Below are 22434 nucleotides of genomic sequence, written 5' to 3' on the forward strand. Positions count from 1 at the left end.
AAAAACATCCCTTTTCGCTGAATGATTCTATGCTGATATCAAGTAGTAGCCGTCAGGGTAGACGCAGTCATGAAAACAGGCCTCCCGAGAAAGCAAAAAGGTGCCGCGGCGATCGAATTCGCCCTGGTCTTCGGGATCTTTTTTGCGGTGTTCTATGGGTTGATCAGCTACAGCCTGCCATTGCTGCTGATGCAGTCGTTCAACCAGGCGGCAGCCGAAGCCGTGCGCCAGGCCATGGCGGTGGACCCGGTGGCCGCCGGCACCGCTTATTCCACCCAGGTGCGAGACCGCGCTAAAACCACGGTGATCAACCAATTGAGCTGGATTCCACCCAGCTTTCAATTCTCCCCCGACTTCATCACCGCCACCTACAACGGCACATTGCTGACCGTGGAGATCAGGTATCCCACCACCAATATCTATTCGGTATTCCCGGCCCTGATGGTGCCTGGCATCGGTCCGGTTCCGAACCTGCCAGCAAACCTGATCGCCCGTTCGAGTCTGCAGTTTTGACCTCGGGGGATAAGCTCTTCGGGCGCCTGCTCGGCCGCACCAGCACCCTTGCCCTCGACATGCCAGCCGCGCCGACGCCAGGGCTGCAGCTGCAACTGGATGGTCAGGGCCATGTGTTGAGCATCAGCGGCACCCTGCATCCGCAGCTTGTTCCGCACGGGGTAGGCGAGCACCGGCCGTCGCTGCGTGAACTGCTGTGCGCCAGCAGTGCCCTGAGTATCGAAGGCAACCCCGCCGACTGGCAGCACCAGCACCTGGACCTGGACTTCCAGGGCGCGACCGGGCGGATCTTGCACACGCGTGGCTGGGTCGAACCCGAGGGTGACGGCTGGCTCCTGCGCCTGCTGGACGTCAGCGACTTGCTCGGCGACAGGCAACTGGCCGAACACCGCGAGCAGAATCATCAACTCGCCTGCCGGATGAGCGAGCAACTGCGAGTGTGCAGCCTGAGCCGATTAGCCGAGGTGACCGGCGAGCGTTTGCGCGACCTGGCGCAGCGCTGGCGAGTCCCCTGTATCGCCCTGGCGTTGCTCGATGAAGAAGACCTGGGGTGGCGGATCTACGGTCAATACGCTGCACACGACGCACCGGCCTTGTGGCAGACGGGCCAGCACCTCGGCACCCGACTGGACAGTGCCCATGGCAACGCGCCGCTTGGCCTGGCCCGAGCGCTCAGCGACAACCCGCGCCTGCACAGCGTCTTCGGCAATACCGACGGATTGCTGGTGCCCTACCGTGACAGCCAGGGCGTCGCCGCCTGGCTACTTTGCGGCCTCTACAGCGGCCCGCAAGACACCCGCGAACGCGACTGGCTGGACCTCACCGCCGCCCTCGCCGCGCCGCTGCTCAGCCGCCTGCGCGAACAACGCAACCACCAACACCTGGAGCGCATGGAAGCCCTGCAAGGCCTGCTCGGCACTGGCTGGTGGGAGCTGCTGCCGGCCACTCAGGAAGTCCAGCTGGCCCCGCAGTTGCTGCACAGCCTTGGCCAGGAAGACGGGGCGGCACGCCAGCCGCTGGACCTCTGGCTGGAACGGATCCACCCTGCCGATCGCGAGGAATTGCACAGCCGCTTGCACGACCTGCAAGCCCTCGGCAGACCGCTACTGACCAACGTGCGCCTGCAACGCACCGACGCCGAGCACAACCCCCTCTGGTATCGGGTGCAGGGCCAAGTGCTGGGCGTGGGCGACAGCCGGCGCTGGATCGGCTTCATGCTCGACATCAGCGACATCAAGAATCAGCAACTCCAAGCCGCCGCCGCACACGCGCGCCTGGATAACCTGATCGCCAGCTCGCCGGCAGTGATCTACGTGCAGCGCTATGCCAGCGGTGCGCTGCACCCGGCATTCTTCAGCGCCAGCCTGGTGCCGCTGCTGGGCTGGACCCTGGACGACTGCTGCCACGACAGCCTGGCGTCATTGGTTCACCCCGAAGACCGCGACCTGTACTTCGAGCGTACCCGCCAACTGCTGCGCGAAGGCAGCGTGCGCAGCCGCTACCGGGTGCGGGACAAGCAGGGCGATTACCACTGGCTGCTCGACGAAGCCAAGTTGCTGCGCGATGACCTCGGCCTGCCGGTGGAAGCGGTCGGGCTATGGCTCGATGTGACCGAAGCAACCCTGGCCGCCGAACAGATCAAGCAGAGCGAAGAACGCTACCGCATCCTGGTGGAAGACTCACCGGCCATGATCTGCCGTTATCGTCCCGACCTGACCCTGACCTTCGGTAACACGCCGCTGGCCAACTACCTGGAATGCCTGCCCGCGCAACTGCCAGGATTGAACCTGGGGCATTGGTTGTCGCAGGAACAACGCCAGGCATTTGTGCAACGCATCGGCCAGCTGACCCCGGAATTCCCGGTCAGCACCGCCGAAATCAGCCTGCAATTGCCCGGGCGCGAGCATGCCTGGTGGGTGTGGTCGGACCGCGGCGTGTTCGACGAACACGGCACGCTGGTGGAGGTGCAAGCGGTGGGCCGCGACAACACTGAAGTGCGCCGCTCCCAGCAACAACTGACCCAGAGCGCCAAGATGGCCACGCTCGGCGAAATGGCCACCGGCCTGGCCCACGAAATCAACCAGCCGCTGAATGTGATGCGCATGGCCGTCGTCAATGTGCTCAAGCGCCTGGGCAACGGCGATGCACAGATCGACTACCTCACCGAAAAACTCCAGCGCATCGACACCCAGGTACAGCGCGCGGCGCGGGTAGTGGACCACATGCGCGTATTCGGCCGCCGCTCGGAAATCGAACAGCAGCCCTTCGACCCCTACCAGGCCGTGGAAGGCACGCTGTCGCTGCTGAGCGAAGGCCTGCGCGGCAAGGGCGTGGAGTTGCGAATCACCCCGGCGGACTTTACGGTGCAAGTCAGAGGGTATGCCGACCAACTTGAGCAGGTATTGATCAACCTGATGGTCAATGCGCGTGATGCGCTGTTGAGCAAACGGGACAAGGATTCGGCCTTTCGCCCTTGGATCGCGGTGCATTGCGAGCATGACAGCCGCCATGTGCGGATCTGGGTCGAAGACAACGCTGGCGGCATTGACCCCCGGTTGCTGGAACGGATTTTCGAACCGTTCTTTACGACTAAGCCCATCGGCGTAGGCACAGGGTTGGGGCTGTCGGTGAGCTATGGGATTGTGGAAAACATGGGCGGACGCCTGAGCGTCGTCAACGGGCAGGAAGGTGCGCGGTTTTGCGTGGAGTTGCCGGTGGATCAGATCACCAGGTAGGCATACCCCATGCGACAGGTGAGGTTGGCGCCGACTTCAGCGTTGCCGAGGCTGATGCCCAGGGCCTTTAACAAGGTGTTGATGATGGGATCCAGGATCGGCGCCAGCAGATTCTGAATCGCCCCCACGAGCGTCGTGGTGATCGTCGTCAAAAGGCCTGCGACGCCAGCAAGCGCACCGCTTGAAACCGAACCACTGGGCGGTACATAAGTCACTTGAAGACCGCTCAGGGTCGCGCTCAGGCTCGCAACAATATCTCCGGCGGGCTGGAGCGTCTTGTAGGTCGGTGCCAGATTCATCTCTGCGACCGGTAAATAGAACAGCGTGCCTGTTTGAGAACCGAGGGTGGATTGGGCCTTCAACATCAGCCCGCCGCCCACGTTAGGCGTGCGCGGCCCGCACAGGACCACCAGCAGGCAATGCCTGGAGCCGATATCGATCAGGCGTATGGGCTGCACAGCAATCGGTGCCGAAGAAGAGAACGCGGAGGTCGCATCAATACTCCCGACCGCCAGCGTGGCGACGGTGGTTGTGGCTTGCACAGTGAGCGACTTGGTGGTGCTACTGGCGCAACTGAAATCGGTCACGCGGCTTTCCGCGCCACCCGCTTCAATCAGGATATCCAACTTGTTAGCGATCTCGACATCGGTGGAATCGCACGCGACCGCACACAATACTGAACTGACGACCCCCGCAAGATTCAAGTGCAGCAAATTATTGACCACACCTGCAACGGGAGTGGCAAGACTGGTGACTGTCGAGGCCAGCCCAGAGACCAGTTTCAACACGGACATGTCGATGGAAACCAACGTCCTGACCTGCGCCGTGCGAACGTAAATCTGATCCGTCTGCGGGGTATTCAACAATCCCGCCTTCGCCTTCGCTGGATTGCCTATGGCAGACATCTGCGGCGGCTCGATCACCTTGGTTTGAATCGAAACATTGCCAATCAGCGGAATATTCAACTGGACCGCCGCACTCACCGCGCTCTTGCTGCTGGACACCTGTGCGACGGCCTCAAGCAGCTGAAACAGCTGCACGTTGGTATTCAAGGCCGCTGCCGGGGTTCCAGTCACGACCTTGAGTAGATCCCCAACTTTCAAAAGCTGGGTATTGGGCGCAATGGCTTTCAATGAAATCACATCGTTGATGATCGCCGTGGCCACCGCGCCGTTCTTTTGCAACACTTTCACCGCGGCGTCGATCAACTGGGTCGCGGACACGGCAGTATTGAGCAATGCGTCGTAGTCGCCCGCCTTGACGCTTAATTGAATCGCCAATTGATCAAGGTAGCTGAGCAGGTTCAAGTTGGTTTGGATCAACCCATTCCACCCCGCCGCAGTGAGCGAAAGACTGCCGCCCAATAAACCGCCAATGGTGGCGTTGAGCAGGGGAGACTTTGTGGAGTCGACCGTGGCCAAGCTACTGCGAATCGTCAGCTGCGCGACCGGTGGCGCATAGGCTGCCACAGCGGTTGCACTCAGGAGTGTTTCTGTCGCCATGGGCGCGCCACTGAACATGTTCCAAATGCCACTGGCGATGCTGGTCATCACGCTGCGGGTGGCCACCACCCGGACTGCATCGTTTTTGCTGGCGTCAGGGGTGAATACGCGAACATTGCTGGCATTGGTCACCAGTGAGCCGCAGGTCACAGCCAGGCCCCGGCTGTTGTCGCCGGCGACCACGGTGAAGCCATTGCGCGCGGCGTTTTCCTTGGCGTAGTCGTTGGCCGAGGTGGTAGGGGTGCACAGGCCGCCACGGCTGGCCGCCTCAAGGGCCGCGGTGTCGGCTATGGACTGCAACTTACGCTTTTCCAGGTACAGGCGACCGCTGTCCACTGCAAGCAACATGAACACCAAGGCCACCGCCAGGGTGCCTGCTGCCATCAAGCCAATCGCACCACGCTGCCTGGAAGGAAGTCCGGGAGACATCTGGCACTCCTTAGCGCTTACTCTCCGTAGTTGCTTGGAGTGTAGACAAGGGCTGGCCAGTCGCCACAAATCAATGGGGGAACTGGCTTGCCTGCGAGACGATTACCTTGGTGGGTCGGTAATACCGAGGTGATGCTTTCGCAGGCAAGCCAGCTCCCACAGGGGTCAGTGTGGCGGGTAACTGGAGAGGACGCGGGTGACGGTGGTGCGGATGGCTTTGTCACGATCCTGGGGGTTGGGCGAGGTGGCCATCATTTGCTCGTCGCTGCCGCGCCACACGAGTTTGCCGTCCTTGCCGTCGAGCAGGTCAATCTGGATGGTCGCGACTTTGTAGGTGATGTTGCGCGTTTCGTTGTACATCGGCGCGCCCCAGTAGCCATTCCACGGCCCGCCCCAGGCGCCACCGTAGTTGGTAGTGACTTGTTGCTGGCGTTCTTCGACGATCAGGTAGGCCTGAACATTCAGGTCAGCCTTGGTGCCGGGCGCCGCCGGGCGCAGGCCGCGCTGGTCGAGTTGTTCAGTCACGGCCTGGCGAATGCGCTGTTCGGTGAGGTCGCTCTTGATGCGCGGATCATCGGGGCGATACTGCAGCGCCGGGTCTTTCCAGGCCCAATTCCGATAGGCGCCGAAATCCCGGCTGGCATCAAAATCGTGGTTCACCTGGCTGGTCTGGCAACCGCCCAGCAGCACGACAAAGGCGAGTGTAGCGATACGACGAAACATGGTTTTTCTCCAGAGAGCGACCAGCGCTTTAAATGAGAATAGCTGTTAACTGGGAGGATACGCCGTCATTGCCTTTTGCACCGCCTGGCGCAAGGCGTCTCCTCGCTCGCTGAGGCTTCCCTGGCTGCCCGTCTCCGCGCTGGCACTCCACACTGGCTGACCGGTGCGCGCATCGAACAAGTTGACGCGAACCACCACGACCTGGACTTCATAGGTGCGCACGATGGGCACCGAGTTGTACATGCCGTAGCCATTGCCATAACGGTTATAGCCGCGATAACCGTAGCCATAGTCGTCCTGCACTTGCTTGAGACGCTTCTCCAAGCGCACGTCCGCGCTCACCAGCAGGTCTGCCGGACGGTTGTCGTGCAGGGGGCGCAGGCCGCGCTGGTCGAGGGCGCCGCTGACGGCTTCGGCAACCTGCGCCGAATCCGCCCAGGCCGTGCCCGCGGGTAGTTGGCCGTTACGCCAGGCCCAATTGCGGTAGGCACCATAATCGCGCACGGGCGCCGGGTAGGCGCTGGCATCAAAGGTGTTGGCGGCCTGGGGCGGCGCCGGCGGGATCGGTGCCGAGGCGGCCACATAAGGATTAGGGCTGGAACACGCGGCCAGCCCAAGGGACAACAGGATCAAACAGAGACGACGCATTTCGACCTCCGCAGACTGGGCCGCTTAAACCGGACGGCAGATCCAGTGCAAATAACGCCCAAGTCCGGCAAAGCTTGGGTGACGACGGTGAGCGAGTTCCATCTCCAAAAGGTCCTGCACATCCGCGCGGGCCTGGAACTCCACCGGCATATAGTCGTGGAATACCCGCACACCACTTTGGCTTTCGACCTGCCAAAGCCCGTCGAGTTGCGCCGCCAACTCACGAGGGTCGAGCGGTTGCTGCGGCGTGAGGCTTTGCTTTTCACCGGCCATGTCGTTCTTGCGCATTTTGCGGAAGTGGCCTTTGAGCAGGTTGCGGTAAATCAGCGCATCGCGGTTGTAGAACGCCAACGACAACCAGCCACCGGGCACCGTGAGCTGGTGCAGCACCGGCAGGATCGCATGGGGTTCGGCCAGCCACTCCAGCACCGCGTGGCACAGCACCAAGTCGTAAGGTTCGGTGAGCTGGCCGAGCAGGTCTTGCCAGGGCGCATGGATGAAGGTGGCGGCCTGCCCGGCGTCGGCGAAACGTTGACGCGCGCCCTCGAGCATCGGTTCGGCAGGTTCGGCCAGGGTGACGTCATGGCCTTGCTCGGCCAGCCACAGCGACATGTGCCCCAGGCCCGCGCCGATATCCAGTACTCGCAACGGACGTTTTGGCAGGGCTTCGGTCAGGTCGGCCTGGAGCACCGCCAGGCGGATAGCACCTTTGGCGCCCCCATAGATCTTCTCGGCGAAGCGCGTGGCGAGCTGGTCGAAATGACGATCACTCATGGGCAAACCGCCGTTCGCTGTCGGCCAGTTTGGCGCGCACCACCTCGTTCATGTCCAGGCCCAGCTCGCTGCACAGCAACAGCAGGTACAACACGATATCGCCGACTTCCTGCCCGGCATGGGCGAGTGTGTCGGCCGGCAGCTGGCGCGATTGGTCTTCGGTCAGCCATTGGAAGATTTCCACCAGCTCGGCCATTTCCACGCTGGCGGCCATGGCCAGGTTTTTCGGGCTGTGGAACTGCTTCCAGTCGTTGTTATCGCGGATGCGGTGCAGGCGTTCGGTGAGGTGTTCGAGGTTCATGCGGGGGCTCCTGAAGGTGGATAGCTTCGGGGGGATTAGACGTGAAGGCAAGTGAATCTCTGGATGCCCTTAAGGCTTGCCGGCGATGGCGATTCAGTCGACGACGCTGAACTCTAGCCTGGCGGTTTGGCCTGCCTCGTCGAGAACGCTGAGCTGGTAGCGACCGAGCTGTTCGAAACTGGCGCTGATAAAGTCCTGGTTGGCGCTGTCGCCAAGGGGCGCACCGTTGAGAAACCACCAACGCCGGCCACTGCCGCCCAGGGCGGAGATTTTCAGCCGCAGTGCCTGTTGGCTGGCGGCGGGCAGGCGCAGTTGGTCGCCTTCACGGACGCCGACGATCGACAGCGGCGAAGACGCAGCCAGTGCCGGTGGCGGGCAATCGGGGTCAGCCGCGGGGATGCGCGCTTCACGTCGCTCGGCCCTGGGCAGCCAGGGCTCCAGGGGCGCGGGCCACAGGGCAATGTTCTTGCGCTCGGCGCCAGGGCAGTGAGCGTCTACCCGCAGGCCCTTGGCATTGACCCACACGCTTTCCATCAAGCCCACGCTCAAGGGTTGGTCCAGGGCCTGCAAGGTCGGCGGCGTGGTGTTGTCCAGCGTCCAGGCGAAGCGCTGGCGACGGCAATTGGGATCGCTTCGGCTCATGGGCTGTCCCAGTGGCCAACAGATCGCCGCCACGCCGACGTTGGCCGGCACCGGTTTGACCGGCGCGCTGATGCCGCGCTGGCTGTCGCGGTTGGTCAGTACATCGTGCACCTGCAACATCAACGGCGCTGCCGAGGCCAGGCCGAACTGCCCCGGCACCGGCGTGCCGTCCGGGCGGCCGATCCACACGCCGATCAAATAACGGGGGCCGACGCCAATCGCCCAGGCATCGCGAAAACCGTAGCTGGTGCCGGTTTTCCAGGCCAACACCGGGCGTTGCACCAGCTCCGCACGCGGATCGCGATCCGGCCGGGCCTGGCCACTGAGGATACGCCGCACAATCCAGGCAGCCCCTGGCGACAGTAAGGGGCGTTCTCTGAGCGTATCGTCCGGCTGTAATCGAAGGGTGGCACTCTTGCCGTCCCGGGCGAACGCGCTGTAGCCGCTCACCAAATCTTCGAGGCGACTGCCTGCGCCGCCCAGGATCAGCGCCAGGTTCGGCTCGGCCAATGCGGGCAAAGCCAAAGGCACGCCCCCCATACGCATCTCGGCGGCGAACCGTTTCGGCCCATAGGCTTCCAGCAGCTGCACCGCCGGCAGGTTGAGCGAACTGGACAGCGCCGTACTCGCCGGCACGGCACCGGTAAAGCCCATGGAGAAATTGCCCGGCCGGTAGTCGCCATAACGCCGGGGCACGTCCTGCAGCAGCGATTCGGAATGTATCAGCCCCTCGTCCAGGGCCATGCCGTACAGGAAGGGTTTCAAGGTGGAACCCGGCGAACGCAGGGCACTGATCATGTCCACATGGCCAAAACGCTTGGCATCATTGATGTCCACCGAGCCAAGGTAGGCGCGCACGGCCATGGTTTCTTCCTCTACTACCAGGATCGCGGCAGAAGTGTGCTCGGGCAAGCGTGCACGCCAGCCCAGCAGCAGGTCTTCGAGGCGACGTTGCAGGGTGGCGTCCAGGGTGGTGCGGATCAGCGGTGGGCTGTCAGGACGGTTGAGGCGGCGCGCGAGCAACGGCGCCAGGCTCGGTTCCAGGCGCGGGGCAAGCAGCAGCGGCTCTTCCAGGGCTTCATCGACGGCGGCGTGCGGCCACACCTGGAACTCGGCGAGACGGCGCAGCACTTTGTCGCGGGCTTCCTGGGCGCGCTGTGGATGCCGATCGGGGCGTAGACGGCTCGGCGCCTGGGGCAGCACCGCGAGCAGGGCGGCTTCAGCATGGGTGAGTTGCGAGGGCGATTTGCCCAGGTACGCCCAACTGGCGGCCGCCACACCCTGCAACGTACCGCCAAAGGGTGCGCGATTCAGGTAGAGGTTGAGGATTTCCTCCTTGGACAGATGCCATTCCAGCTGCACCGTGCGCCACAACTGGCGCAACTTGCCATGGAACGTCCGCGAATGCGGGTCCAACAACCGCGCCACCTGCATCGATAAAGTACTGCCACCCGACACCACCCGTGCGCCCGAGAGGTTCTGCCACGTCGCCCTTGCCAGCGCCAGCGGGTTTACGCCGGGGTGCTGATAGAACCAACGGTCCTCATAGGTCAGCAGCGCGTCCAGGTAATAGGGTGATACTTCGCTCGTCTGCACGGGATAACGCCACACCCCATTGGCATCGGCAAACCGCCACAACGGCGTACCATCCTCAGCCAGCACCACCCGCGCCAAGTCATCCTTGGGCAGGGGCAACGGCCAAATCCGATCAGCCAGCCAAATCAGCGCAACAACCACCACCACGATTCCCAGGCCCCAACGCAAACCCTGCAGGAGCCGGCTTGCCGGCGATAGCGGTGGGTCAGTTGGCATATAGGTCACAGATACACCGGTATCGCGGGCAAGCCAGCTCCCACAGTGAACCGCGCACACCTGCAACTTACGCAACGCATCATTAATCGCAAACTCAAACCGGCAAACCTCTATGCTTGTAGGGAACTAGCCTGTCGCAATAACAACCAAAGGCACAGATTCGCCCACCTTCTCATCAGGACACACACATGCAGGTAGAAAGCTTTTTCGAATGGTTGGGCCAGGCGCTCGGTTCCGTCATCCGCTTTATCGTCGATGGTCTCAGCGGCTTGTTCGGTGCCCTGACCAACGCCGGAGGCAACTTCATCGACGGCCTGTCCCGCACCTTGGGCATGGACACTTCGATCATCAGCATCATCACCTTGATCATCGGCCTGATGCTGCTGTACTCGGCCGTGCGCGCCTTCATGCGCGCGTCGATCATCATGGGCATCATCTGGTTGCTGCTGGGCCTATGGCTCCTCAGCTGGGTCGTCCACTAACCCCAAGACACCACAAATCCCCTGTAGGAGCGGGCTTGCTCGCGAAGGTGGCGTATCAGTTGCCGTATAAGCTGACTGACAACACCGCCTTCGCGACCAAGCCCCTCCCGCATGGGGTCCCCACTTTCAGAGCAAGAGCTTCAACGCCCCTTGATCACCAGATCCGCCGGCGTCTCCCCCACTGCCTGCCAGTTCGGCCGGTACATCGACTCCACCTGCGGCGGCGGCACACGGTAGGTGCCCGGCGTCACGGCACGCGCCAAGTACAGCAGGTGCGTAGTGCCAGAGCCTTCCAGATTGATCGCCGCCACGTAGCGGTCGTCGCGGAACTCCTGGTGCTTGAGCGACGCGTTCTGCATTGATTCACGCCACTCCTTCACCTGGCTGCTGGCGTTTTCCAGGCTGGCGGCACTTTGTGCCAGGTTCTGGTTTTCCAACTCCAGCCCGGCCGGTAGCAGGTCTACCACCAGGGCGTCCGGCACACGCTGCTTGGCGCTCACCGCCAAGTGCACCAACACCAGGTCACCGCTATTGAGGTTGCGCAGGTTCAGCGGCTGGCCGTTCATGCCCAGGTATTCGCGGCGGATGCTCAGGTTGTCACCGCCAGGCGCCGGAGGCACCTGTGGATAACCCGAGATCGTCAGTTGCTGGTACACCGGCGTCTCGCCCTGATTGCTCAGGCTCAAGTCGCTGGACAGCGCCTTGCCCTCCAACGCCAGCGTCGGTTGCTGATTGTTCAATTCCTGCACCCCGCCACTGCCGGTGAGCGACACCTGCCAGTTCGAGTCAGGCTTGGCGAACCCGAGTCGCCCCGCCAGGAACAGCGAGTTACGCTCCTGGGTCGACAGATACGGGCTGGCCGCCAATTGATCCGACAGTGTGAACAAGCGCTCCTCACGCTTGCCCTTGGCCAGGTCATTCTCTTCCAGCAACGCCAGGATCATCGCCTGGTCCCGCAGCGGGCTGCCGTAATCGGCCAGCCATTCATTGGCATTGCGTTGCGCCGCCAACCCGGCGAGCAAGGCTTGGTCAGCACGCGGCTGGTCGCCCATTTTCTGCAATGCGATGGCCAACTGCACCAGCGGCAAACCGGAGCGCGCATCGCTGCGTCGTTCGAAGATGCTGCGCAGCGCGCCCAACGGCGCCTGCTGACTGCGCGCCAGCACCATGCCGGCGTAGGCCTGCACGGCAAAACGGGTGTGGTCGGCGTTATCGCTGTAGTCGACGTCAATCAGGTTGCGTTCCTGTACGTATCGCAGCAGGCGCTCGCTGGCCTTCTTCAACGCTTCAGGCGGCACGGCGAAGCCCTGGTCGCGGGCACGCAGCAGGAAGTCGGTGACATAAGCCGTCAGCCAGTATTCTTCTTCGCCATCAGCGCCCCACAAACCGAAGCTGCCGTTGTAGCGCTGCATGCCCAGCAAGCGTTCGATGCCCAGCTCGATCTTGCGTTTGCGCTCGCTGTCGGACTCACCTTTGATCGACAGGCGCTTGAGCAACGCATCATCGGCATACAGCGACGGGTACAGGCCGCTCGCCGTCTGTTCCAGGCAACCGTACGGGTAGGCCTTGAGTGCGCTGATCTGCGCACCGAGGTTCAGCGGTGGCCGACTCGACAGGCTCAGCAGCGCCTGGCGCCCCGAGGCATCGAACTGTTCCAGGGTGCCCACCGGCAGGGTCCATGGCTGATCCTTGAGCACCGCACGGTAATGCTTGAGCAGCGCCGGATACGCAGGCCGCACGCCCAGGGTCCATTCACGGGTGAACGGTGGCAGGCTCTCGCCCGGCAGATCCAGGCCATTCACCGTCACCTTGATCTTGCCCTGCCCCAACCCGCCCCAGGCTTTCACCGGAATGCGCAGGGTGGTGCGCTGGCCTTGTTTCAGCTCCACGGTTTGCGCGCCATTGTCGACCAACTCCAACTGCCCGTCGGCGCTCAGTTGCACATCGAGCTTCTGCGCCTTGCCCGACAGGTTGGACAGGTCCAGCGCCAACGTCGTCTGGTCACCCCCGGCGAGGAAGCGCGGTGCCGACAGCTCCGCAATCAGCGGTGCAGCGATCACCGTCTTCGCTTCGGCCATGCCATAGCGATCATCACTCCAGGCCTGGGCCATCAGGCGCAGTTCGCCGTTGAAGTCGGGAATATTGACGCTGACTTCGCCCTCGCCTTGCTCGTTCAACGTCACCGGCGCGCTTTGCAGGGCGACGATGGTCACGCTGGTGTCCGGGCGCTTGCCGCCCTTGGCCAATGCCGCGTCGCCCCCAAATGCCAAGCTGGCGAGGCGGCCCTGGCCGGCTTCGATCAACTGGCCGTAGATATCGAATTGGTCCACGCCATAGGCCTTGCGGCCGAACAGGCTGGAGTACGGGTCTGGCGTCGGGTACTCGGTGATATTGAGGATACCCACGTCCACCGCCGCGACCAGCACGTGCACCTGTTTCGGCACGCTGCCATCGGCATTCCTGGCGGCGACTTTCACCGTCAGCGGCTGTTTGGGGCGCATTTTTTCCGGTGCGGTGAGGGTCACGCCGAGTTTGCGCTGCGTGCGATCCAGGGGCAGATGCAACAGGCCTACGGCGCGCTTGGGGGTGATATTGGCTTTGCGCTCGCCCGGGCGAATCACCAGTGCACTCACGTACAGATCATGGCGCGACCATTTCGGATCGAGCTTCACGGCGAAGCTTTTACCTTCGGCCGGCACATCGATTTCCTGCCACCACAGTGGCCCTTCGGCCGACTCTACCAGCAGGTAACCTTTGCCGGCCGCCGGTGGCGTCACGGTGACATTGGCGGTATCGCCGTCGCCATACGCGGGCTTGTCCAGCGCCAACTTGACCTGGTCCGGCCGCACGGCGCCGCCTTCGGTGTTGTCCTGGGCCTGGTAGCCAGCCCAGAAGCGCAGGCTGCTGACCAGCCCGGTCTGCGGGTCTTCCACTTCGACGCGGTACGGGCCCCACTCCACCTGGAAGCTGACCTTGGCCGTATCGCCGGCCTTGATACTCAAGGTCTGCTCGTCGAGGTTGAGGAATTTCTCGTTGAAGTGGTAACTCCAGCCATCGCTCTCGGAGTAGTTCCAGTAGTAGTCACGGCGCTCGCGCACCAGGCGCACCTTGAGGTTCTGCGCAGCGAGTTTCTGCCCGTCCTGGTTGGCCAGCAGCACTTCGAACTCTGCCGGGCCATCGCCATTGGTTTCCGTGCCGTCAAACAATCCGCGCAACCCAGGCAGTTGCTCGGCCGGCCAGATCGGCTGCACCAGGCGCCGGGTGATCGGGCGACCGCCCGACTCCTGCAGGCTGGCCTGCACGATCAGTTGCAGCGGCGACTTGGCCTCGGCCCACTTGCTTTCCAGGGTCAATGCTTCCTGGCCCTTGGCGTCGAGTACGCTTTCTTCCAGCTCGAAATCCTGGCTCAGCTCTTCTTCGGTGACGGAGCCGAACTGGTAGCCCGGCAGCGACTTGACCGCTTCGCGCAACGGCCGCACATACACCTGGCCACTGACCCGGTTGCCCGACGCGGGCGCGCCATACAGGTAACGGCCGTTGACCTGGATCACCGCGTCGTCTGCCGGGCTCAATGCCATGTCGCTGCCCTTGAGTTCCAACGCCAGGCGCTCGGGCAGGAAGTCTTCGACGAGAAATTCGTACAGCTGCGGCTTGCCATCACCCAGGTCGAACACCAATTGCCAGCGCCCGGTCGGTGCTTCGCCGGCCAATTGCAGTTGATATTGGTAGAGGCCGGAGGCATCGGCATCCCACACGAACTTGCGGCTGACCTGTTCATCCGGGCGACGCACTTCGACGCTCACCGGTTGCGGCTTGACGGCATTGCCATCCTTGTCCCGCAGCAAGGCGTTGAGCAGCACGGTTTCGCCAGGGCGATACAGGTCGCGCGGGCCAAAGACAAAGAACTGCAAGGGGTGGGACGGTTGGCCGCCGATGTCGAACTCGGCCAGGTCCAGTGCCGCGCTGTCGAGGCGCAACAGGCTGGTCTGTTCGCCCTGCTTGGCGAGCAGCACCTGGGCCTTTTTCGGCAATGGCAACTCGGCGTGACCGCCCTTCTCGGTCTTGCCCTGGCCCAGCACACGGCCTTCGGCGTCGAGCACTTCGAGGTCGACGCCATCCAGCGCCTTGCCGCCTTCCAGCGCCTGGGTAAACACATCCAGGCGATTGGCGTAGCGGTGCACCGACAGGCCGATGTCGCTCAAGGTGAACAGCGTGGCCGGTTGCGAATAGTTGTAGGTGCCCGAGGCACGCATCACCGCCAGGTACACGCCTGGCTGCTGCAATGGCTTGAGACCGGCGATTGGCAGCAGCAGGGTTTCGCGGGTGTTTCGCGCGGGGTTCAGGTCGAAGCGACCGCCGTAGACCAGGTCGGCCATCGGCAACAGTTCGCGTGACTCATAGCTTTGCAGGCTGGTGTTGCGCCCCCACTGCGCCAGGAACGACGGCAGGGATTCGGGCTTGATACGGAAGAATTCGACGTCGATCTTGTCGACGTTCAGCGCGATCACGGGCAGGCCTTCGGCCAAACGGGTCGGCAGCAAGGTGCCACGGCTGGCGAAGCCGACAGTGGCTTGCAGGTCACGGGTTTCGAGACGGGCGATGTACTCGGCGGGCAGCAGGTTGTTATTCACGGCCTTCACACCGGCATCCACCGTGAGCACCAGTTTGCGCTGCGGCTCCAAGTGGCGCAGACGCAGCTCCATCAGATTGTCGGAGATTTCCCAGGCACCATCGACCTTGCCCGACTTGCTGTCCACGAGATGGAGTTTGTCGGCGAACTTCTGATCGGGATCCAGCGGAATCGAGAAGCTCACCGACAAGGTGCTGGCGCCATCGAGTTGCACTTCGGACACGTCCACCACGCTCAACTCACGCCCGGCGTAGCGCTGCTTCAGCGCCGCCACATCCACCGCCGCCTTGACCGGTTTGGGTGCCACGGTCACCGCTGGGGGAGCGGTCGGGGCTGCCGGTTTATCGGAGGAATCGCAGGCGCTCAGCAGGGCCAGCGCACAGGCAAGGAACAGTCCTTTGTTAAACATGGGGCACTCGTCGTGAGAGGGATCCGAAGGGTGAACTATATATCAGCCTGAGTGAGGCCGATGTGGCACTGGTCACATTGACCGACGGAGTGCAGTTCGGTTCTGGGCAGGGATAGCCAGCCAGCCAAATCCCACGAGCAAAAGAGGTCGCCCGCATTGGTTCTGCTGCGTAACGTATGGATAGGTACAATGCCGCTCCTCTGAAGGAGCCCGCATGCCGACCCTACTCACCGACTGGCGCCATCGTCCCACCCACCGCCGCGTCTGGGCCCTGGCCGCGCCGATGATCCTGTCGAATATCTCGGTGCCACTGGTGGCCCTGGTCGACAGCATGGTCATCGGCCACCTGCCCCACGCCCACCAACTGGGCGCCGTGGCCGTTGGCGCCAGCCTGTATACCTTTCTTGCCTGGGCCATGGGCTTCCTGCGCATGGGCTCCACCGGTTTCGCCGCCCAGGCCGCCGGGCGCAATGATGGCGCCGGGCTTCGGCAGATCCTGCTGCAAGGCCTGCTGCTGGCGCTGGGCCTGGCGATGCTATTGGGCACGGTGGGGATCCCGCTGAGCCATCTGGCCCTGGAGTGGATGCAGCCTTCTCCCGCACTGAATCAATTGACGCGCGAATTTTTCCAGACCCGCCTGTTCGGGCTGCCCGCCGCGCTGGCCAGTTATGCGCTGGTCGGCTGGTTCCTCGGGACGCAGAACGCCCGCGCGCCCCTGGCGATCCTGCTGACCACCAACCTGGTCAACATCGCCCTCAACCTGTGGTTCGTACTTGGCCTGGATTGGGGCGTGGTCGGTTCGGCACGGGCATCCGTTGTCGCCGAATGGACGGGCGCACTGCTCGGCCTGGCGATGACGCAAAAAGCCCTGCGCGCCTACCCCGGCCACATCGCCTGGGTCGTGCTGAAACGGTGGGCGAGTTGGCGCCCCCTGCTGGCGGTCAACCGCGACATTTTTATCCGTAGCCTCGCGCTGCAATCGGTGTTCTTCATGATCACCGTACAAGGCGCGCGCCTGGGCGACGCCACTGTGGCCGCCAATGCACTGCTGCTCAACGGCCTGTTGCTGACCGCCCACGCCCTGGATGGCTTGGCCCACGCAGTCGAAGCCCTCTGCGGTCACGCGATCGGCGCGCATGACCGCCAATCCCTGCGCCGCTCACTGGTGGTGGCCGGCGGCTGGTCGCTGATCGCCAGCGTCGGTTTCGCCCTGCTGTTCACCGTCGCCGGCCACCTGTTCATCGCCATGCAGACCGATATCCCCAGTGTGCGCGAAACCGCCGATACCTACTTGCCCTACTTGGCAGTGCTGCCGCTGATTGCGGTGTGGAGTTACCTGCTGGACGGCCTGTTCATCGGTGCCACCCGCGCGCGGGAAATGCGCAACGGCATGCTGCTGACCGTGTTGCTGACATTGCCCTTCGCCTGGGCGTTGCAAGGTTTGGGTAACCACGGGCTGTGGATAACCTTCCTACTGTTCATGGCCGTGCGCAGCCTTACTTTGTGGGCGATTGCCTGGCGCTTGAACCGGCAGGACCAGTGGCTTGGATAAACGCGGTCACACGATCCAGTACCGGCGCCAGCCAACGCAAGGGTTTGGCCATGGCCGCCACCAGCGTCTGGTGATTGGTCTTGCCGAAGTAAAACGACTCGACTGGCACTCCCGCGGCGCGCAACTTGTTAGCCAAGCCACCGGTATTGCGCGTGGGGTTGACCAGTTTGTCGTCCGTCGAGGCGATCAACAGGCTCGGCGGCGCACCGGCGCTGATGTGGTTGATCGGTTGAGAGTCCGGCGGTGAATCGGGGAAGAAAAACACCGGTTTTACGTCCGGGTTTTCAATCGGCAGGAAGTCATAAGGCCCGGCCAGGCCGATCCAGCCCTTGAGCATCGACGGCGACAAATCAACGGCGTTCAACCAACGCGCGTCCAGTGCCAGCATTGAGGCATTGTAGGCGCCGGAACTGTGGCCCATCAGGTAGAGCTGCTGGGGGTCGCCACCGTAGTCGGCGATGTGCCGATGGGTCCAGGCGACCGCGTTGGCGCTGTCCTGGAGGAAGGCGGGATAACGCACTTGCGGGTAGAGGCGGTAATCGGCGATCACCACGACGATGCCACGTGAGGCCAGCGCTTCGCCGACGAAACCGTAGTCGTCCCTTGAGCCGCTATTCCAGCTGCCACCGTAGAAGAACACCACCACCGGAGCGTGGGATATTGCTACGGCCGGGCGGTAGACATCGAGTCGCTGGCGGGGATCATCGCCGTAGGCGATCGAAGCGGTTTTGGTAAACGTATTCGAAGGGGTCAGTGCATTGAGCACTTTGACTGGGGAACAGGCGGAGATAAGCGTGGCGAATGCCAGGGTCAATACTTGCAGCCATTTGCTCGACATCGTCCAGCCCCCACACAGAAGGCACCGCAAAGTGAAGATCCAAATGTGGGGGCGGGCTTGCTCGCGAATGCGGTGGGTCAGTTAACAGCTATGTAACTGCTACACCGCTTTCGCGAGCAAGCCCGCTCGCACATTAGATTGCTGTCAGCCTAGATCACGAAGACAGGTAAGAAGACCGCGTCAGGCCCAGGCGCAGCGCATCGAGGAACTGCGTGCGCTCGCTGGCACTGATCTTCGCACTGGCACACTTGTCACGGTAATGAGTCATCAACTCCTCCGGCGACAAGTGCACATAGCGCAGCATGTCTTCGATGGTGTCGTGGGTCTCGATACCCGCGCTGTACACCGAACCGTCTTCACGCTGGTAGATGTTCACCGAGTCGGTGTCACCAAACAGGTTGTGCATGTCGCCGAGGATTTCCTGGTAGGCACCGACCAGGAAGATACCCAGCAAGTAGTCCTCACCTTCGTTCAAGGCGTGTACTGGCAAGCTGGTCTCGATGCTCTGCTCGTCGACGTACTGCTTGATCTTGCCGTCGGAGTCGCAGGTCAGGTCTTGCAGCACGGCACGGCGCAGCGGCTCTTCGTCGAGGCGGTGCAGTGGCAGGATCGGCAGTACCTGGCCGATGGCCCAGGTGTCCGGCAGGCTCTGGAACACCGAGAAGTTGCAGATGTACTTGTCTGCCAGCTTGTCGTTGAGTTCGTCCAGCACCTGGCGGTGCGAGCGCTGGCGAGCCTTGAGCGAGTTGTGCAGGCGACGGCACACGGCGAAGTAGCACTGCTCGGCCAGGGCTTTCTCGGCCAGGGTCAGTTTGCCGTCAGCGTACTGGGTGGCCACGTCGCTCATGTAGTGGGTGGCGCGCCAGTAGGTTTCGGTGACCATCTCGATATCGGTCGGGCCCAGCAGGTCCACCAGCCATTGCACGGTTTCCGGCAGGCTTTCCTTGTTTTCGATGGTCGGGATTTCGTCGTTATGCTTCTCGACGTCGGTTACCTGTACCACCAGCATGGCATGGTGAGCGGTCAGGGAACGGCCGCTTTCGGAGAAGATATTCGGGTGCGGCAGGCTCTGCGCGTCGCAGAACTCCTTGAGCATGCCCACGACCACGCCAGCGTAGTCATCCATGTCGTAGTTGATCGAGCTGGCGTTACGCGAGTGCGTACCGTCGTAGTCCACGCCCAGGCCGCCGCCCACATCGATGTGGTCTACCGGCAGGCCAAGGTTGCGCAGTTCGCCGTAGTAACGGATCGCTTCCTTGAAGCCGTGCTGGTAGTCGGCCAGGTTGGCGATCTGCGAGCCCATGTGGAAGTGCAGCAGGCGGATGCCCTGGTCCAGGCCCGCCGCGCGGAAGCGTTCGACCACAGACAACAACTGCGCCGCCGACAGACCGAACTTGGACTTCTCGCCACCGGTGTCCGCCCACTTGCTCGACGCCAGGGACGACAAGCGCACGCGCAGGCCGACCTGTGGCTTGACCTTGAGGCTGGCGGCCTCTTCGATCACCAGCTCAACTTCGGATTCCTTCTCGATCACGATGAACACGTTGTGGCCAAGCTTCTGGCCCATCAGTGCGAGGCGGATGAACTCACGGTCCTTGTAACCGTTGCAGACGATGGTGCCGCCCTTCGGCGCCAGGGCCAATACCGCCAGCAGCTCAGGCTTGGAGCCGGCTTCCAGGCCGATGGACACATTCTGGGTGGCGATGATGTTCTCGATCACCGCCTCCTGCTGGTTCACCTTGATCGGGTACAGCGCGGTGTACTTGCTCTGGTATTCCAGGCGTTCGATGTTGGCGTCGAACGCACCGGTGAGCTGGCGCACGCGGTCTTGCAGGATGTCGGGGAAGCGCACCAGCAGCGGCAACGAAAGGCCGCTTTTGCGCAGTTCGTCGACTTGCTCGTACAGGTCGACCGGCGTGCTGTTCGGACCGTTCGGACGGACTTCTACGCGACCGGCTTCATTGATCGCGAAATACCCGGCCCCCCAATGGCGAATCCCGTAAACACTGCGGCTGTCCGCAACTGTCCATTGGCTGCCATCGTCTTTGCGTGTGCGTCGTACGGACATCGAAGTCCCCTATAAATGAAGTCGAAGGCACCGCCCCTCGTTCGAGGCTGGCGCAGTCTAAAGAATGAAAATGACGATTTGCCTGCGTGCAAGGTAGGACCCCACGCACAGGACAGAGTTTAGACACAGGTCGGGAAGAGGCTCTCAGCCGCCGGACTTCTTGGCCTTGTACCCGAGCTTGATCAGCTCGGCCAACAGCAACTCGACGTGATCGCCCTGGATCTCGATGACGCCGTCTTTCAACGCGCCCCCGGTGCCACAGCGCTTTTTCAGCGCAGTGGCGAGCTCCTTCAGCGCGTCTTCTGCCAGCGGCACGCCGGTGATGGTGGTCACCGTCTTGCCGCCACGGCCTTTGCTCTCGCGTCGCACGCGGGCAATACCGTCGCCTTCAGGGATCAGGGTCTGTTTGCAGGTACACGAATCCACGGGCTGACGACAGTCCGGGCAGTGTCGACCTGCATCGGTGGAAAATACCAGGCCACCAAGGGCGGCGAAGGATGCGGCTTTTTTGGCCACCGGCAATCCTCTTGGGAGGACAAAGACTGGCCAGCGCTCGGCTCCTGTAAAAAAGGCGAGCCACCGACCGCGAAGCCCCACTCAGGCAGGGGCAGCGCTACCGAACCACCAAGGCAGTTCGGGTGAAAAGTCGCGCAGTGTAACCACAAAAAGGCGACTTGCTAAGAGCCAAATGGCGCCAATTTATGCAAGTTTAGCGACGCGAGGCCAGATAGCGGCGCAGGCCCTCCTGGGCGTCCGGGCAGTAAGGCTTTTGTTCAGCTTCCTGCAGGACTATTTCTATAGGTAAAAACCGCGCCTCCATCACCTCTTCCGGCTGCAGGCGCAGCGGCCCGTCCCAGACGGCGGAGTAGGACTTGCACCAGAGCCGGCTGTCACCATCCTCGAAATAGAAATGATCATGTTCGATCAAGTCCACCCCGCCGACACCCAGTTCCTCTTCCAGCTCGCGAGCGGCCGACAGGGCATAAGTCTCACCTGCCGCCACCATCCCACCCGCCGCCGTGTCCCAGAAACCGGGATACATGGCTTTGCTCAGGGTGCGTCGATGCACGCACAGATGGCCGGCCGAATTGAACAGGAAGATAAAGGTGCAGCGGCCGATCAGGCCGCGCTGGCGGAGGTCGGACCTGACAAGGGTGCCGAGCAGGTTGTCCTGCTCGTCGACCCAGCAGATCAGTTCAGCATCAGAGGCCGCGCGGTGCGCAGCCTCCTTTTGAGTAGCGTCCATCATCACCCCTGGTTGAGGAGCTGACGCAAGTCGATCACTGCAGCGTTTGCCCGGGAGATATAGTTGGCCATCACCAGCGAGTGATTCGCCAGTACGCCGAAGCCACTGCCATTAAGGATCATAGGACTCCACACTGGTTCCTGCGAGGCTTCCAGCTCACGAATGATCTGGCGCACGCTGACGGTGGCGTTTTTCTTGGCCAGTACATCGGCAAAATCGACTTCGATGGCGCGCAGCAGGTGCGACAGGGCCCAGGCCTGGCCGCGAGCCTCGTAGAACACGTTGTCGATCTGCATCCATGGGGTTTCCACCACTTCTTCATCGACCTGCGGCACTTCACCCGGCGCGAGGGCCTCGGTTTTCAGCGCGGTGTTCAGTTTTACCCGGCCAACGCTGGCCGACAGGCGCTGCGACAGCGAACCCAGGCGCGTGGCAACATCGCCCAGCCAGTTATTCAGGTTGTCAGCACGCGCATAGAACAGCGCGCCCCGCTGGTTCGGGTCGGACAGGCGCGCTTCATAGCGGCTCAGGGAATTGATGCCCTCCTGGTACTCCGACTCGCTGGACGGCAGCACCCAGCTCTTGTTGTCGAAGTTGAAGCGCGGCTCGGCCTTGGCCAGGTCGGCGTCTTCAGCCGACTGCGACTGGGAGCGAGCGAAGTCCTTGCGCAGGGCGCGGGTCAGGTCGCGAACCTGCACCAGCACGCCGTACTCCCAGCTCGGCATGTTGTCCATCCACAAGCCTGGCGGGAAGCGGTCGTTGGAGATGTAGCCACCGGGCTTGTTGAGCAAGGTGCCGACCACCGTCTTGAGGGTTTCGACAGTGGTAAAGCCCACCACCATCTGCTTGCCGTCTTTTTCGGCGGCAATCTGCGCGTTTTGCTGGACCGGGAACAACGCCGGCTCTTCGCTCCAGTACCAGCCCAGGGCGCCGGTGACCAACAGGTACAGGCCGAGCACGCTGAGCACTGCACGGCTCATCAGCACGGTACGAAGATAGCTGCGGTTGGCCGACTTGGGCTCAGGGGCGGGGCCTTTGGCACTGCCTGCACGGTTTTTCCAGTCCAGCATGGCGATATCCTTTCAATCACTTGAGTTCATGCACTTGAATTGATGGCGTGCGTTCAAACA

The 22434-nt window shown here is 62.6% G+C and carries 16 protein-coding genes; 4 read left to right on the forward strand and 12 right to left on the reverse strand.

The window, feature by feature from the left end; genetic code table 11:
- Window positions 1–69 precede the first annotated feature (69 nt).
- On the forward strand, window positions 70–513 hold the full coding sequence (locus tag CQ002_RS11715) for a TadE/TadG family type IV pilus assembly protein (RefSeq protein WP_098465696.1): 444 nt from the start codon (window positions 70–72) through the stop codon (window positions 511–513).
- Complete coding sequence (locus tag CQ002_RS11720; RefSeq protein WP_105161592.1) at window positions 510–3248, forward strand: PAS domain-containing protein; 2739 nt, start codon at window positions 510–512, stop codon at window positions 3246–3248. The genes CQ002_RS11715 and CQ002_RS11720 overlap by 4 nt, the downstream gene beginning before the upstream one ends.
- On the opposite strand, the gene CQ002_RS11725 is transcribed toward CQ002_RS11720, so the two are convergent.
- From CQ002_RS11725 to pbpC, 6 genes are all read right to left on the reverse strand, one after another.
- Window positions 3233–5179, reverse strand: coding sequence for a pilus assembly protein TadG-related protein (locus tag CQ002_RS11725; protein WP_098465694.1), 1947 nt, complete (start codon window positions 5177–5179; stop codon window positions 3233–3235). The two genes, CQ002_RS11720 and CQ002_RS11725, sit on opposite strands and share 16 nt — an antisense overlap.
- 165 nt (window positions 5180–5344) lie before the next feature.
- A complete protein-coding gene (locus tag CQ002_RS11730; protein ID WP_069021441.1) occupies window positions 5345–5902 on the reverse strand; it encodes a DUF4136 domain-containing protein in 558 nt (185 codons plus the stop codon).
- 45 nt (window positions 5903–5947) lie between these two features.
- A complete protein-coding gene (locus CQ002_RS11735; RefSeq protein ID WP_105161591.1) occupies window positions 5948–6550 on the reverse strand; it encodes a DUF4136 domain-containing protein in 603 nt (200 codons plus the stop codon).
- Window positions 6551–6574: 24 nt separating this feature from the next.
- The gene (locus CQ002_RS11740) at window positions 6575–7324 is read right to left on the reverse strand and encodes a methyltransferase (RefSeq protein ID WP_069021445.1); all 750 of its coding nucleotides are present in this window, start codon (window positions 7322–7324) and stop codon (window positions 6575–6577) included.
- A complete protein-coding gene (locus CQ002_RS11745; protein WP_016977009.1) occupies window positions 7317–7625 on the reverse strand; it encodes a MazG-like family protein in 309 nt (102 codons plus the stop codon). Before CQ002_RS11745 ends, CQ002_RS11740 begins: the two co-directional genes overlap by 8 nt.
- Window positions 7626–7718: 93 nt before the next feature.
- Window positions 7719–10079 carry a peptidoglycan glycosyltransferase PbpC gene (gene pbpC, locus CQ002_RS11750; protein ID WP_371919449.1) on the reverse strand — a complete coding sequence of 787 codons (2361 nt, stop codon included), beginning with the start codon at window positions 10077–10079 and terminating at the stop codon, window positions 7719–7721.
- A 188-nt stretch (window positions 10080–10267) separates the two neighbouring features.
- On the opposite strand from pbpC, the gene CQ002_RS11755 reads away from it, so the two are divergent.
- Window positions 10268–10561: a hypothetical protein gene (locus CQ002_RS11755; protein ID WP_029297627.1), complete on the forward strand. Its 294-nt coding sequence runs from the start codon at window positions 10268–10270 to the stop codon at window positions 10559–10561.
- 140 nt (window positions 10562–10701) lie between these two features.
- On the opposite strand, the gene CQ002_RS11760 is transcribed toward CQ002_RS11755, so the two are convergent.
- Entirely contained in the window at window positions 10702–15600 is a 4899-nt protein-coding gene (locus CQ002_RS11760) for an alpha-2-macroglobulin (RefSeq protein ID WP_105161589.1), read from the reverse strand.
- A 214-nt stretch (window positions 15601–15814) separates the two neighbouring features.
- Here CQ002_RS11760 and CQ002_RS11765 point away from each other — a divergent pair, with 214 nt between their 5' ends.
- On the forward strand, window positions 15815–17152 hold the full coding sequence (locus tag CQ002_RS11765) for an MATE family efflux transporter (protein ID WP_105161588.1): 1338 nt from the start codon (window positions 15815–15817) through the stop codon (window positions 17150–17152).
- On the opposite strand, the gene CQ002_RS11770 is transcribed toward CQ002_RS11765, so the two are convergent.
- From CQ002_RS11770 to CQ002_RS11790, 5 genes are all read right to left on the reverse strand, one after another.
- Window positions 17097–17990 carry an alpha/beta hydrolase gene (locus CQ002_RS11770; RefSeq protein WP_034103230.1) on the reverse strand — a complete coding sequence of 298 codons (894 nt, stop codon included), beginning with the start codon at window positions 17988–17990 and terminating at the stop codon, window positions 17097–17099. The two genes, CQ002_RS11765 and CQ002_RS11770, sit on opposite strands and share 56 nt — an antisense overlap.
- A gap of 154 nt (window positions 17991–18144) precedes the next feature.
- Window positions 18145–20058, reverse strand: a complete 1914-nt coding sequence (gene speA, locus CQ002_RS11775; RefSeq protein ID WP_016977003.1) for an arginine decarboxylase — start codon at window positions 20056–20058, stop codon at window positions 18145–18147.
- Between the two features lie 144 nt (window positions 20059–20202).
- Window positions 20203–20574: a translation initiation factor Sui1 gene (locus CQ002_RS11780; protein ID WP_025857628.1), complete on the reverse strand. Its 372-nt coding sequence runs from the start codon at window positions 20572–20574 to the stop codon at window positions 20203–20205.
- 193 nt (window positions 20575–20767) lie between these two features.
- The gene (locus CQ002_RS11785; protein WP_034103234.1) at window positions 20768–21304 is read right to left on the reverse strand and encodes an NUDIX hydrolase; all 537 of its coding nucleotides are present in this window, start codon (window positions 21302–21304) and stop codon (window positions 20768–20770) included.
- Between the two features lie 2 nt (window positions 21305–21306).
- On the reverse strand, window positions 21307–22284 hold the full coding sequence (locus tag CQ002_RS11790; RefSeq protein WP_370636181.1) for a DUF2333 family protein: 978 nt from the start codon (window positions 22282–22284) through the stop codon (window positions 21307–21309).
- Window positions 22285–22434 lie beyond the last annotated feature (150 nt).

Source organism: Pseudomonas sp. MYb13 (assembly GCF_002980075.1).
GTDB lineage: Bacteria > Pseudomonadota > Gammaproteobacteria > Pseudomonadales > Pseudomonadaceae > Aquipseudomonas > Aquipseudomonas lurida.